This is a genomic window from Terriglobus roseus, assembly GCF_900102185.1.
GTDB lineage: Bacteria > Acidobacteriota > Terriglobia > Terriglobales > Acidobacteriaceae > Terriglobus > Terriglobus roseus_A.
On the sequence record NZ_LT629690.1, the window covers coordinates 2521854 to 2534751 of the forward strand.

Consider the following 12898-nt stretch of genomic DNA (forward strand, 5'->3'; position numbering starts at 1 on the left):
GGACACGCATTTTGGCACGTAGCGAAATGCAGCGAAGCGTGAGTCGATGTGACTCGCGAAGCATCAAGAGCAACAACGGAAACGAGGAGATACATGGGTCTGATTCCAATGGTGCTCGAGCAGACGAGCCGGGGCGAACGCTCCTATGACATTTACAGCCGTCTGCTGCGCGACAACATCATCTTTCTGGGAACTCCGATCGATGACAACGTTGCAAACCTGATCATTGCGCAGTTGCTCTTCCTGTCCGGTGAAGATCCGGAGAAGGACATCCAGCTTTACATCAACTCTCCGGGTGGATCGGTCAGCGCAGGCATGGCCATCTACGACACCATGCAGTACATCAAGAATGACGTCTCCACGCTGTGCATTGGCCAGGCCGCCAGCATGGGCGCCTTCCTGTTGATGGCGGGTAAGAAGGGTAAGCGTTTCGCTCTGCCGAACTCGCGCATCCTCATTCACCAGCCGCTGATCATGGGACACGGCATCCAGGGTCAGGCCACCGAGATCGACATTCATGCACGTGAGATTCTGCGTCTCCGCGAGCGCATGAACAAGATCATGGCAGAGCACACCGGCCAGAGCTTCGATCAGATCGAACGCGATACTGACCGTGACTTCACGATGGGCGCGGATCAGGCCAAGGATTACGGTTTGATCGACGACATCATCACCCGCCCTCGTACGTAAGAGAACGATCACAGAACGAAGAAGCCCGGCAATCGCCGGGCTTTCTTATTTCCTCAGAGGTATGAGGTCGGCCACATCGTCCCTGCCCTGCTCTCGCAACCCAGCGGCAACGCCCTCACGGTCGGCAAGTGGACGGTTCTGACTCATCTTTCGCTTCCCTTGCAGACGCGTAATCGCCATGCGGAAACCAACGATGCCGCGCAACTGACCACGGATGAAATCCTCCGGTGCATCACTCACCTGCCACGCGCCACCGATTCTACCTTCGTGATGTTGCGTCAATCGCGTTACCAGATCAAGCAGACCTGCCTCGTCCTGAAAGAATTCTGGCGCGCCATAGGCATGAATGGAGTCGTAGTTCCAAGTGGGTACCACCTTACCCGTCTCCTGCTTGGTGGCATACCAACTGGGCGTGATGTAGGCGTCAACACCTGCAAACAGTGTCAGTGCTTCCCCCACTACCGGCGCACTCGCTTGCGGATTTGCCTTTGCCAGATGCCCGTAAAGCGTTCCAAACTCGCCTTCGTCGCGTACAAGGATCAATGGCAATGGTGTGGCAAGAAGTTCCGTTCCGTTCCATGTAACCAGATTCGCAAGCCCTACGGAATCGATGGCTTCATGGATTGCAGGTAAATCCCGCATCTCAAAATGTGGCGGTAGATACATGCATTCACTATACGAAGTGCCGGCAGCTACTTCGATTGCGGATGGCGAATGCCCGTGTAGTGCGCGCCCAGCAGCTTCCACGTCCCATTCTCTCGCTGTGCAATAAACGAGCCACGCATTTCCATGGAGCGAGTGCCTCCGTCTGGCTGCGGCATCTGGTAGGTGAACTTCACAATCTCAATCGCTGTGTCACCAAACATGCGCACACTAATGTCGCTGGTGGACATTGGAGGCCAATCTGTCTTCTTTTCCGGGGTATAGAAGCTCAGAAAGCGATCATGTTCATCCACTTCACCTGCCGGCGATACTTCCACGTAACTCTCGCTGATCATCTTCGCGAGCGAGGTTGCATCATAGCTCTGCTCTGCTTTCAGGAAGTTATCGACGAGTTGCTTCACCACCGCATCTTCACCAACGCGCGGCAACGCATAGGCACTGGTTACGGCCGTCAACATCAGAACAGCAAACATTCCCTTAATCCGCTTCAACTTCTTAAACCTCTCATGCACGCAGACAGATACGTGAAATGACGTCCTTTGGTTCCGGTCATCCCATTGGACGTCGCGGCCTGTGCCGAGGATTCACAGGGAGGTTTTCGGGCCCAAATTCCTGGAAAGATGTGGATTTCTCGTTCGAAATGGCGCCAAGTTCGGCACTTGGCCCTTCCACGTGGGTTATTGACGAGGTGTAAACTGAATCTCTGTCAGGTCCTTTCCCCCTGGCAAGGAGTTCTCGACTCGATGAAAACTTCCAAGGGCTCTGACGACTCGCTACGGTGCTCGTTCTGCCATAAGTCGCAGGATGCAGTGGCGAAGCTGATCTCTTCCCCATCGGATTACCCACGCGCGTACATCTGCGACGAGTGCGTTGCTGTCTGCAACTCCATTCTGGAAGACGACCGCGCAGAGACCACGCCCGGATCGGCTCCGGCGCATCTGCCGAAGCCGCACGAGGTGAAGGCATTCCTCGATGAGTACGTCATCGGCCAGGATCTCACCAAGAAGAAGCTTGCCGTAGCGGTCTACAACCACTACAAGCGCATCCAGATGAACCGCACGCGCGGTAACGACGTTGAGCTTGCTAAGTCGAATATCCTTCTCGTTGGCCCAACGGGCAGCGGCAAGACCCTGCTGGCACAGACACTGGCGAAGATGCTGGATGTTCCCTTCGCGATTGTTGACGCCACCACGCTGACTGAAGCTGGCTATGTGGGTGAAGACGTAGAAAACATCATCCTGAAGCTGCTGCAGGCTGCTGACGGCGACGTGACACGCGCACAACAGGGCATCATCTACATCGACGAAATCGATAAGATCGGCCGCAAGGACGAGAACCCATCGATTACGCGCGACGTGAGCGGAGAAGGTGTACAGCAGGCTCTGTTGAAGATGCTTGAAGGCACTGTTGCCAATGTTCCGCCACAGGGTGGCCGCAAGCATCCTCACCAGGAGTTCACTATCGTAGATACGACGAACATCCTGTTCATCTGCGGTGGTGCTTTCGTAGGCCTGGAAAAGGTCATTGCACGCCGTATCGGTAAGAAGGCTCTTGGCTTCAAGACCACAGTCGAAGGCAAGGAAGCAGAAGTTACTCCTATCCGTCCACAGCGCGACACGGAGATGCTGCGTCAGGCAGAACCGCAGGATCTGCTGAAGTATGGCTTGATTCCCGAATTCGTCGGTCGTCTGCCCGTGCTGGGAATCCTGGATGAATTGGACGAAGCGGCGCTGATCGATATTCTGACCCGCCCACGCAACGCCATCCTGAAGCAGTACGCGAAGCTGTTCGAGTTTGAAGGTGTGAAGGTCACTTGGACGCCGGAAGCAGCACAAGCCATCGCCCATGAGGCTTTGAACCGCAAGGTGGGTGCTCGTGGTCTACGCATGATTCTGGAAGAACTGATGCTGGACCTGATGTACACCGTGCCAACGAACAAGAAGATCAAGGAGCTGGAGATTACGGCAGAAATGGTGAAGAACCGTACTGTCGCCTTGCCTTTGCCCCTTGAAAAAGCTGGCTGATATCTAAAAGCAGAACGCGGCGACCATCACGGTCGCCGCGTTCTGTTTTGCATCTGATTTCCCCGCAAACTTACACCCCACAAAGGCAGTACAATCACCGGAAGCGTCACACGTCGCATCCTGCGCTGTGTTGCCACGTCTAATGAGGGAGACCCATGCCGAAACAGACTGATCAGCCCCACGGCGAAGTACGTAAACTCCCCATGATGCCCATCCGCGACATGGTCATCTTTCCGCACATGATGACCCCGTTTGTCGTAGGACGCGAATCAAGCGTGCGCGCGCTGGACGAAGCGCTTACGGGCGACCGTAAGATCTTCCTCGCCACGCAGCATGATGCCAGCATCGACGAACCCACTTCCGACGACATCTACGAGACAGGCACTATCGGCAACATTGTGCAGTCCGTCAAGATGCCCGATGGCAACATTAAGGTCCTGGTGGAAGGCGTCGAACGCGCCCGCACCATGGAACTGAACGACGAAGACGGTTTCTTCGTCGCCACCGTGCGCACTGGCAAGACTGAACTTGTCGTTACGCCGCAGATTGAGCAGTTGATGCAGGTTGTGCAGCAGCGTTTTGAGCAACATCTGAAGCTGCAGCAGAGCCTGAACTACGAGACGATGGTGGCCAGCGTTCGCACAGACGATCCCACCAAGCTGGCAGACGTGATCGCCGCAAACCTGCAGCTCTCCATTGAAGAGAAGCAGGAACTACTGGATCTTTTCGATCCCGCACAGCGCCTCTCCAAGATCGCTGACGTACTCGACATTGCAATCGAAAAGCTCAACATGGACCGCACCGTGCAATCGCGCGTGAAGCGGCAGATGGAGCGCGCGCAGAAAGAGTACTACCTCAACGAGAAAATCAAGGCCATCCAGAAGGAACTGGGGCGCGGCGAAAAGTCCGAGTGGGACGAGCTGAAGAAGAAGATTGAAGCCGCTGGCATGCCGAAGGAAGCCTTTGACAAGGCGATCCAGGAGCTTAAGAAGCTTGAGGCCATGCCGCCCATGTCCGCGGAATCCACTGTCAGCCGCAACTATCTTGACTGGCTTCTGGCCGTGCCGTGGAAGAAGAAGTCCAAGGACATCCGCAACATTGAACATGCGGAAACCATTCTGAACGAAGACCACTACGGACTGCCGAAGATCAAGGACCGCATCCTTGAGTTCCTCGCAGTACGACAGTTAGTGAAGAATCCTAAGGGTTCCATCCTTTGCTTCGTAGGACCTCCGGGTGTGGGTAAAACATCGCTCGGCATGAGCATTGCCAAGGCTACCGGACGCAAGTTCGTCCGCATGTCTCTTGGTGGCGTCCGTGACGAAGCTGAGATCCGCGGTCACCGTCGTACGTACATCGGTTCCCTGCCCGGTCAGATCATCCAATCGATGAAGAAGGCTGGAACGAAGAACCCCGTGATCATGCTCGACGAAGTGGACAAGATGGCCAGCGACTTCCGTGGCGATCCGTCGGCAGCGTTGTTGGAAGTTCTCGATCCTGAGCAGAACGCGACCTTCCAGGATCATTACCTCGACGTGGAATATGACCTGTCGCAGGTGCTCTTCGTAGCCACGGCAAACGTGCTGCACACGATTCCCGGCCCGCTGCAGGACCGTATGGAAATCCTGCGTCTGCACGGCTACACGGAAGTCGAGAAACTGGAAATCGCCAAGCAGTACCTGGTCAAGAAGCAGATGGAAGCTACCGGCCTCACGGCGGACAACATCGAGTTCTCCGACGAAGGCCTGAAGGAGCTCATCCGCAGCTACACCCGCGAAGCTGGCGTTCGTAACCTGGAACGCGAGATTGGCAACGTCTGCCGCAAGGCAGTGCGTCGTGTAGTGAAGGAAGGCACGAAGCACAAGAAAGAGTCCATCACCGCAGAGAACATTGCGGATTACCTTGGCCCTCAAAAGTTCCGCGACTCGATCATGCAAGAGAAGAGCGAAGTGGGCCTTGTTACCGGCCTGGCATGGACAGAGGTTGGTGGAAGCATTCTGCAGACCGAAGTTCAGGTGCTGGACGGTAAGGGCAAGCTCACCACCACAGGTCAGCTTGGCGATGTGATGCAGGAGTCGGCACAGGCTGCGCTCAGCTACGTACGTTCGCGTGCGCAGCATCTCGGCCTGCCCAAGGATTTCTACCGCAACATCGACATCCACGTACACGTTCCAGAAGGTGCTATCCCCAAGGATGGTCCCTCCGCAGGTATCACATTGGCTACGGCGCTCACCTCTGCGTTGACCATGATTCCTGTGCGACGCGACATCGCTATGACCGGCGAAGTCACACTACGCGGTAAGGTGTTGCCGATTGGTGGATTGAAAGAGAAGCTTCTTGCAGCGCACCGCGCGGGCATCCGCGAAGCCGTCATGCCCAAGGACAACGAAAAGGACTACGCCGAATTGCCTCAACTCATCAAGGATGAGATGAAGCTCCACTTCGTCGCGGAGATGGACGACGTCCTGAAGCTGGCGCTGGAAGGCCCCTTGCCAAAGCTGGAAGACGAAAAGCCCGAGGCGCTCAATAACAAGATGCCGCCTCCGAATGCACTTCGCCCTGCTACGGAAGCAAGACAGTAACAAGAGGCAAGCATTTGAAAGGGGCTGACATCATGTCGGCCCCTTCCCTTTTCACGTCACTTCTTGCTGCTGAACAGGCCACCAATCAACGAAATGACCCATACGATAGCCAGGATGTGAATTGCCAGGCTGGCACCGTGGGTGAAGATTTCGCCAAGCAGCCAGATCAGAAACAAAACACCTGCAATTGCCAGAAACATAAACCCTTCCTCCTACTCCGTCTCTGCGGATAAATACCCTGCAATAGAAGCGCGTGTGGAAGTAGTGGTTGTATGTACTTTCACAAAATCAAATTAGGCATGATGAGGAAACGCATTTAGAAGCACCGCGCATCTAGTCTCCTGTCGCGCAACTTGCGCACACGAATTCGAAAGGAGACCACCCCCATGTTGATCCTTCTCATCATTCTTCTTCTGCTTGCATTTGGTACGTCCCCCATCCTTCCCTACAGCCGTGGTTGGGGCTACTATCCCAGCGGCGGTCTCGGCCTTCTGGCGATCATTGTGCTGATTGTCCTGCTGATGCATGGTGTCTGAGTTCGAGCAACAAATTGCCTAAAAGAAAACGGGAGCCATCTGGCTCCCGTTTCTGTCTACATTGAAAAGTAAGCTTACTTGCATCCACCTGCAATCGAAGGGATGAACATCACTTCATCACGATCCTGGAACTGGTAGGTATCGCCGCCCAGGAAGCGGATATCTTCGTCATTCACATACACGTTGATGAACTTACGCAGCGTGCCGTCCTCGTCCTTGATGTGCGTGCCCAGCTCCGGGAACTTCACTCCCAAATCTTCCACCAGCGCGGGCAGCGTTGCTGCCTCAGACTGCACCTGCTTTGTTCCTGACGTGTGCCGCGCAAAGGCGGCGGGAAGCATTACTCGAATTGCCAACTTAGTTTCCTCCTGCAAGTGCCAGTTCCGGCTCTGCAGTTGATGCAGCAACTCCGTCCAGCTCGTTGATGTACTCTTCAAAGTCCGTCAGACGCGGACGCACTGCACGGCCCAGCGTAAAGCGGTCAGCCACACAATCGGTCGTCTTCAGACCATTGCCCGTGATGAAGACGACAGTCAGTTCATCCGCTGCGATGCGGCCCTGCGCAATCAGCTTCGCGGTTACAGCAGTCGTGACGCCACCAGCCGTCTCCGTGAAGATGCCTTCGGTCTCCGCCAGCTCCTGAATGCCGCTGACCACTTCGATGTCCGAAACATCCTCAGCCCATCCGCCTGTCTCGCGGATCATGCGCGATGCAAAAGGACCATCCGCAGGATTGCCAATCGCCAGCGAACGCGCAATCGTGGAAGGCTTCTGCGGCGTGATGGTTTCGGTATTGTTCTTCACTGCCTGCGCAATGGGCGAGCATCCCGTAGCCTGCGCACCGAAGAAGCGCACATGCTTCTTCTCCACCAGGCCGAGGTAGACCAGCTCGTCAAATGCCTTCTTGATCTTGCGGATCAGAGAACCACCGGCCATCGGAACCACGACGTTATCCGGCAGCTTCCATCCCAACTGCTCTGCAATTTCAAAGCCCACAGACTTGGAACCTTCTGCGTAGTAAGGACGCAGATTCACATTCACGAAGCCCCAGTTGTATTGATCGGCGATCAGGCTGCACAGTCGATTTACGTGGTCATAGTTACCGTCGATACGCACCAGACGCGCACCGTAAATGAGCGTGTTCAAGATCTTCGCAGGCTCAAGATCAGCGGGAACGAGGATGCAAGCCTTCATGCCAAGTCGAGCTGACTGCGCCGCCACCGAGTTCGCCAGGTTGCCCGTGGAAGAGCAGCCAACGACTTCAAAACCAAATGCACGTGCATTCGCCAGCGCAACTGCCACCACGCGATCCTTAAAGCTCAGCGTAGGAAAGCAGACCGCATCATTCTTCACGTACAGGTTCTGCGACCCAAGACGCTTGCCCAAATTCTTAGCGCGCACCAGCGGCGTAAATCCAACCGGAAGATCCGGTTCAAATCCTTCAGGAATGGGCAACAGTGAGCGATAGCGCCACATGTTGTCCGGCCCTGCTTCAACAATCTTCTTCGTGAACAATGGCTTTGCAGCCTCAAGGTCGTAGCGCACTTCCAGCGGAGTAAACGACTCGTCGCAGATGCTCAGCGGCTGGTTGCCATAGCTCTTACCCGATTCCTTCGAGTAAAGCTCATACGGTGTACACGCAGACGACATAGAACCCTTCTTCCAAGGGTGGAAGAAAGACAATGCATGCGACGCTCTCTTTGGATTTGGCGCGTTCCATGGCGATGGACGACGCCGCGCGGAAGGAAGTCTGATTAGACGGTCATACTGCTGGTCCGACCAAGGTGCGGAGAAGCTGTATCCCGAATCTCATGTTCCCCGGTTCCCCAGGAGAGAGTTGACACCGGTACAGACCTCGTCCGGTTGTCGTGGCGTCGCAGGGCTCATCCCTCAACCACTCTTCATGAAATCCGAATCTGCTTGATGCAATTGCAGAAAAGGATGTTGCTTCTTTATACCAATGCGCCGAAGTCCATGCAACCCCGTTTCAAGACCGAGACGGGAGAGGCAGCAAATTAACGAGAATCAGCGGCTCGTGAGCCCCGATTCGGTTGGCCTAGCTGCCCGTATGGGACAGGATGGTGCGAACACCCGACACAAAGCGATGAGGATCAAACTCCGTGCGCAGGATTTCGTCCGGGCAATCCGTCAATACCGCCACTCGCCAGTTGCACACAAACGCCACAACCTGTTCCGGCTGGTCTGTCTTGATTTCAGAGCAAAGGCTCTCGGCAGCTTTCACCTTGTCCTCGCCCTCAACATCAATCAGCACCAGGTCGTATTGCTTGGCCCAGAACAGAGTGAGGCCCTCGGCGGTGGACAGCGTGGAATCTACTTCGAATCCGGAAAGTCGTAGGATCTGATCGCGTAAAGGACGCAGCGTCTCTCGCGAACAGATATGCAGGATATTTTTTGTCGGAGTTTCAGAAGGGATCAAAGGCATATTTAGCCATCGTCTGTATGCCTCTTTGCACGTGAAAGAGGCGTCAGTGCAGATGCATTCTCAGTGTACAAAACCAGACGCCACGTGTGAAAGGGGGCTTCCGGCGCGTCGCATCTCACTCCGGTATCATCAAATCTTCACCATGTTTTCGAGCAGCGATCAACATTCTTTGCGTAAAGTCCTCCAGGAGCGCATCGCCATCATCGATGGCGCTATGGGCACCACCATCCGTACCTACGGGATGACGGAAGCCGACATGCGCGGTGAACGCTTCAAAGACGCCCCCAAAGACCTGCTGAACAACGGTGATCTCTTCTCGCTCACGCAGCCAGATATGATCTGCGACATCCATCGCCGGTTCCTTGTGGCGGGCGCAGACATCGTGGAAACGAACACGTTTTCAGCCACCGGCATCGCTCAGAGCGAGTTCTTTGTGGAAGATCCGCGCGAACACGGCGGACGCAAAGACCCTGACTTCTACCAGAAGATTCTTGAGAATAAGTTCCTCAACGACTTGGCATGGGAGATCAACGAAGTCTCAGCGCTGCAATGCCGCGAATGGGCGGACAACGTGGCCAGCGATGATGGCCGCCAGCGCTTTGTTGCAGGCGCTATCGGCCCTCTGACGGTATCGTTGTCCAACTCGCCAGATGCTGACGATCCTGGCTTCCGCGTTGTGACATTTGATCAGGTTCGTGAAGCCTACAAGCTGCAGACACGTGCACTGATTGCGGGTAAAGTCGACACCCTGCTCGTCGAAACCATCTTCGATTCGCTCAACGCGAAGGCCGCGCTTGTGGCCATCCGCGAAGTCTTTGACGAAGACAAAGTCGAGCTTCCGGTGATGATCTCCGCGGCCGTTGGACGCGGTGGTGAGACGATGATCTCCGCCCAGACAGTCGAAGCTTTCTGGAACGCGGTGAGTCACGTGAATCCGCTGTCTGTTGGCTTGAACTGTTCCATCGGCCCGGACCTCATGTTCCCCTTCCTTAGCGAACTGGCAGCCAAGGCCCACACCGCCATCAGCGCTTACCCCAATGCCGGCCTGCCCAACCCGTTGTCTCCCACGGGCTTCGATCTGGAACCGGAAGACATGGCACGCTTCCTCGGCGACTTCGCAAAGAATGGCCTCATCAACATTGCAGGCGGATGCTGCGGCAATACCCCCGAGCACATCGCCGCCATCGCTAAAGCGCTGGAAGGCAAGCACCCGCGTGAGTACGCATTGGAATTGGCAGGAGCACGATGATTCCGCAACGCCCCCTCCGGCTTTCCGGATCGCAACCCTTCACACAACAACCCGGTGTCTTCATTATGCTGGGCGAGCGTACCAACGTCGCGGGTTCTCCGAAGTTTGCCAAGCTCATCAAGGAAGGCAAGTACGAAGACGCCGTCGCGATCGCGCGGCAGCAGGTAGAGAACGGTGCCAACGTCATCGACATCTGCATGGACGAGGGCATGATCGACGGAGTCGCAGCGATGAGTCGCTTCCTGCAACTCCTCGCCAGCGAGCCCGAAGTAGCCAAGGTCCCCTTCATGGTGGACTCCTCTAAGTGGGAGGTCATTGAAGCTGGCCTGAAGTGCCTGCAAGGCAAAGGAATCGTCAATTCCATCTCGCTGAAGGAAGGCGAAGAGAAATTCCTGCAGAACGCACGCACCGTACGCAAATTCGGTGCTGCTGTTGTTGTGATGGCCTTTGATGAGCAGGGTCAGGCCGCAACATACGAAGACAAGATCCGCATCTGCGAACGCGCTTACCGCCTGCTTGTGGACGCTGTCCACTTCCCTCCGGAAGACATCATCTTCGACCCCAACATCCTCACCGTGGCCACAGGCATGGAGGAGCACAACAACTACGCCGTGGACTTCATCAACGCCACGCGTTGGATCAAGCAGAACCTGCCGCATGCCAAGGTGAGCGGCGGTGTCTCCAATATCTCCTTCAGCTTCCGCGGCAACAACAAGGTGCGCGAAGCGATGCACTCGGCGTTCCTCTACTACGCCATCGGTGCAGGCATGGACATGGGCATCGTCAATGCCGGCATGCTTGAGGTCTATGAAGAGATCGAGCCAGAGCTGAAGGAGCTGGTCGAAGATGTTCTGCTCAATCGCCGTCCTGATGCAACGGAACGCCTCGTGGACTTCGGCGAGAAGCTCAAGGCATCGGGATCAGCTAACACTGAGGCAGCAGAGAAGAAGGTTGAAGAGTGGCGCAGTGGCACTGTGGAAGAACGCATTGCACACGCACTGGTCAAAGGTATTGACGCATACATCGAAGCGGACACGGAAGAGGCGCGACAGAAGTTAGGGCGGCCTCTGCTCGTCATTGAAGGGCCGCTGATGGCGGGTATGAGCATCGTTGGTGACCTGTTTGGTGCGGGCAAGATGTTCCTACCGCAAGTGGTCAAGTCTGCTCGTGTGATGAAGAAGGCTGTTGCCTGGCTGACGCCTTTCATGGAGCAGGAGAAAGCCGCCCTTGCTGCAGCGGGTGTTGAGATCAAGGCGCAGGGCAAGATCGTTCTCGCCACCGTTAAGGGCGATGTCCATGACATCGGCAAGAACATCGTCGGCGTTGTGTTGGCTTGCAACAACTTCGAGGTGATCGATATGGGCGTTATGGTGCCCGCAGAGAAGATCCTCGAGCGCGCCAAGGAAGTGCGTGCTGACATCATCGGCCTCAGTGGCCTCATCACCCCGTCGCTGGACGAGATGGTGCATGTGGCGCGGGAGATGGAGCGGCAGAACTTCACCCTGCCGTTGTTGATCGGCGGCGCAACCACCAGCCGCGCGCATACTGCCATTAAGATTGCCCCGCATTACAGTCAGCCGGTGGTTCATGTCACGGATGCCAGCCGCGCCGTGCCGGTCACTACGAGCCTCCTGAGCGAGGACAGTCGAACACAGTTCATCGAGCAGCATCAGGCTGAGTACGAGGCCGTGCGCAAGGCGCATTCGGCGCCCAAGCAGCCTATGGTGCCGCTGGCTACGGCACGGGAGCGTCGGTCGCCCATTGAGTGGCGTGGTGAGGATATTGCTACGCCTGAGTTCACTGGCGTGCGCGTCCTCGACGACTTCTCCCTGGAGACGCTGCGGGAATACGTTGACTGGTCGCCCTTCTTCCACGCATGGGGCTTGAAGGGACTCTATCCGCGCATCCTGGACGACGAGAAGCAAGGTGCGGAAGCGCGTGAGCTGTTCGCTAACGGCAACAAGATGCTCGACCGCATTGTCACGGAGAAGCTGATTACTGCTCGCGGTGTTTACGGTCTCTTCCCTGCCAATGCTGTGGGTGATGATGTAGAGCTGTACACCGATGCGTCACGCAGCAAGGTTCTTACACGCTTCCACTTCCTGCGTCAGCAGGCGCATCGTGAAGGCACTGAGCCTTGCCGTTCGCTGGTGGACTTCATCGCTCCTAAGGAGACTGGTCTTCCGGATCACATCGGCGCGTTTGCCGTCACAAGCGGCATCGGCATGAAGGAACTGGTGATGAAGTTCCGCGAAGAGCATGACGATTACAGCGCGATCATGGCGGAAGCGATCGCCGATCGCCTTGCTGAAGCTTTTGCTGAAGCGCTGCACAAGCAGGTACGCGACGAGTGGGGTTATGGCCGTTGTGAAGGGCTCTCTGTGGACGACATGATCCGTGAGAAGTATCGCGGTATCCGTCCTGCACCTGGTTATCCTGCGTGCCCCGATCACACGGAGAAAGGCACCATCTGGGAGTTGCTGAACGTGCAGGAGAACACCGGCATCGAGATCACCGAGTCGTTCGCCATGTGGCCCGGATCAAGTATCAGCGGCATCTATTTCGCACATCGGGAATCGCGCTTCTTCTCGCTGGGCAAGATCGATCGCGATCAGGCTGAAGACTATGCGCAGCGTAAGAACTGGACAGTAGCGCAAGTGGAACGCTGGCTTGGACCTAACCTTGGGTACGACCCGGAGGAATAGTACCCT

12 protein-coding genes and 1 riboswitch are annotated in these 12898 nt (G+C 56.1%); of the genes, 6 read left to right on the plus strand and 6 right to left on the minus strand.

The features are described from left to right. Nucleotides 1-93 precede the first annotated feature (93 nt). Nucleotides 94-690 carry an ATP-dependent Clp endopeptidase proteolytic subunit ClpP gene (clpP, locus tag BLT38_RS10630; RefSeq protein WP_083345146.1) on the plus strand — a complete coding sequence of 199 codons (597 nt, stop codon included), beginning with the start codon at nt 94-96 and terminating at the stop codon, nt 688-690. Between the two features lie 45 nt (nt 691-735). Here the strand turns inward: clpP and BLT38_RS10635 are convergent, their stop codons facing one another. Together BLT38_RS10635 and BLT38_RS10640 are read right to left on the minus strand one after the other, a co-directional pair. Next, nucleotides 736-1356 carry an FMN-binding negative transcriptional regulator gene (locus BLT38_RS10635; RefSeq protein WP_083345147.1) on the minus strand — a complete coding sequence of 207 codons (621 nt, stop codon included), beginning with the start codon at nt 1354-1356 and terminating at the stop codon, nt 736-738. 26 nt (nt 1357-1382) lie between these two features. Beyond that, entirely contained in the window at nt 1383-1844 is a 462-nt protein-coding gene (locus tag BLT38_RS10640; RefSeq protein ID WP_156785086.1) for a nuclear transport factor 2 family protein, read from the minus strand. Nucleotides 1845-2096: 252 nt separating this feature from the next. On the opposite strand from BLT38_RS10640, the gene clpX reads away from it, so the two are divergent. Next, nucleotides 2097-3377 (plus strand): ATP-dependent Clp protease ATP-binding subunit ClpX, encoded by a 1281-nt coding sequence (clpX, locus tag BLT38_RS10645; RefSeq protein ID WP_083345149.1) that lies wholly within the window; start codon nt 2097-2099, stop codon nt 3375-3377. A gap of 155 nt (nt 3378-3532) precedes the next feature. Continuing rightward, complete coding sequence (gene lon / locus BLT38_RS10650) at nt 3533-5959, plus strand: endopeptidase La (RefSeq protein ID WP_083345150.1); 2427 nt, start codon at nt 3533-3535, stop codon at nt 5957-5959. A 56-nt stretch (nt 5960-6015) separates the two neighbouring features. Here lon and BLT38_RS20515 read toward each other — a convergent pair whose 3' ends face one another. After that, nucleotides 6016-6159, minus strand: coding sequence for a hypothetical protein (locus tag BLT38_RS20515; protein ID WP_156785087.1), 144 nt, complete (start codon nt 6157-6159; stop codon nt 6016-6018). Between the two features lie 186 nt (nt 6160-6345). On the opposite strand from BLT38_RS20515, the gene BLT38_RS10655 reads away from it, so the two are divergent. Further along, nucleotides 6346-6495, plus strand: a complete 150-nt coding sequence (locus tag BLT38_RS10655) for a DUF3309 family protein (RefSeq protein WP_083345151.1) — start codon at nt 6346-6348, stop codon at nt 6493-6495. Nucleotides 6496-6569: 74 nt separating this feature from the next. Here the strand turns inward: BLT38_RS10655 and BLT38_RS10660 are convergent, their stop codons facing one another. The 3 genes from BLT38_RS10660 to BLT38_RS10670 form a co-directional block, all read right to left on the minus strand. Next, a complete protein-coding gene (locus BLT38_RS10660; RefSeq protein WP_083345152.1) occupies nt 6570-6851 on the minus strand; it encodes a MoaD/ThiS family protein in 282 nt (93 codons plus the stop codon). A 1-nt stretch (nt 6852) separates the two neighbouring features. Beyond that, entirely contained in the window at nt 6853-8145 is a 1293-nt protein-coding gene (gene thrC, locus BLT38_RS10665; protein ID WP_083345153.1) for a threonine synthase, read from the minus strand. A gap of 156 nt (nt 8146-8301) precedes the next feature. Beyond that, nucleotides 8302-8405, minus strand: a riboswitch (SAM riboswitch). 146 nt (nt 8406-8551) lie between these two features. Beyond that, entirely contained in the window at nt 8552-8938 is a 387-nt protein-coding gene (locus tag BLT38_RS10670) for a response regulator transcription factor (protein ID WP_083345154.1), read from the minus strand. A gap of 214 nt (nt 8939-9152) precedes the next feature. Here BLT38_RS10670 and BLT38_RS10675 point away from each other — a divergent pair, with 214 nt between their 5' ends. Next, entirely contained in the window at nt 9153-10187 is a 1035-nt protein-coding gene (locus tag BLT38_RS10675) for a homocysteine S-methyltransferase family protein (RefSeq protein WP_231966880.1), read from the plus strand. Next, a complete protein-coding gene (gene metH, locus BLT38_RS10680) occupies nt 10184-12892 on the plus strand; it encodes a methionine synthase (protein ID WP_083345156.1) in 2709 nt (902 codons plus the stop codon). The genes BLT38_RS10675 and metH overlap by 4 nt, the downstream gene beginning before the upstream one ends. Nucleotides 12893-12898 lie beyond the last annotated feature (6 nt).

Excerpts from the sequence above, each read along its gene's own strand:
- BLT38_RS10675 (WP_231966880.1), top strand. The coding sequence starts at position 9,153 with ATGGGCACCACCATCCGTACCTACGGGATGACGGAAGCCGACATGCGC.
- BLT38_RS10635 (WP_083345147.1), bottom strand. The coding sequence starts at position 1,356 with ATGTATCTACCGCCACATTTTGAGATGCGGGATTTACCTGCAATCCAT.
- BLT38_RS10670 (WP_083345154.1), bottom strand. The coding sequence starts at position 8,938 with ATGCCTTTGATCCCTTCTGAAACTCCGACAAAAAATATCCTGCATATC.
- thrC (WP_083345153.1), bottom strand. The coding sequence starts at position 8,145 with ATGTCGTCTGCGTGTACACCGTATGAGCTTTACTCGAAGGAATCGGGT.
- BLT38_RS20515 (WP_156785087.1), bottom strand. The coding sequence starts at position 6,159 with ATGTTTCTGGCAATTGCAGGTGTTTTGTTTCTGATCTGGCTGCTTGGC.
- clpX (WP_083345149.1), top strand. The coding sequence starts at position 2,097 with ATGAAAACTTCCAAGGGCTCTGACGACTCGCTACGGTGCTCGTTCTGC.
- clpP (WP_083345146.1), top strand. The coding sequence starts at position 94 with ATGGGTCTGATTCCAATGGTGCTCGAGCAGACGAGCCGGGGCGAACGC.
- BLT38_RS10655 (WP_083345151.1), top strand. The coding sequence starts at position 6,346 with ATGTTGATCCTTCTCATCATTCTTCTTCTGCTTGCATTTGGTACGTCC.
- metH (WP_083345156.1), top strand. The coding sequence starts at position 10,184 with ATGATTCCGCAACGCCCCCTCCGGCTTTCCGGATCGCAACCCTTCACA.
- lon (WP_083345150.1), top strand. The coding sequence starts at position 3,533 with ATGCCGAAACAGACTGATCAGCCCCACGGCGAAGTACGTAAACTCCCC.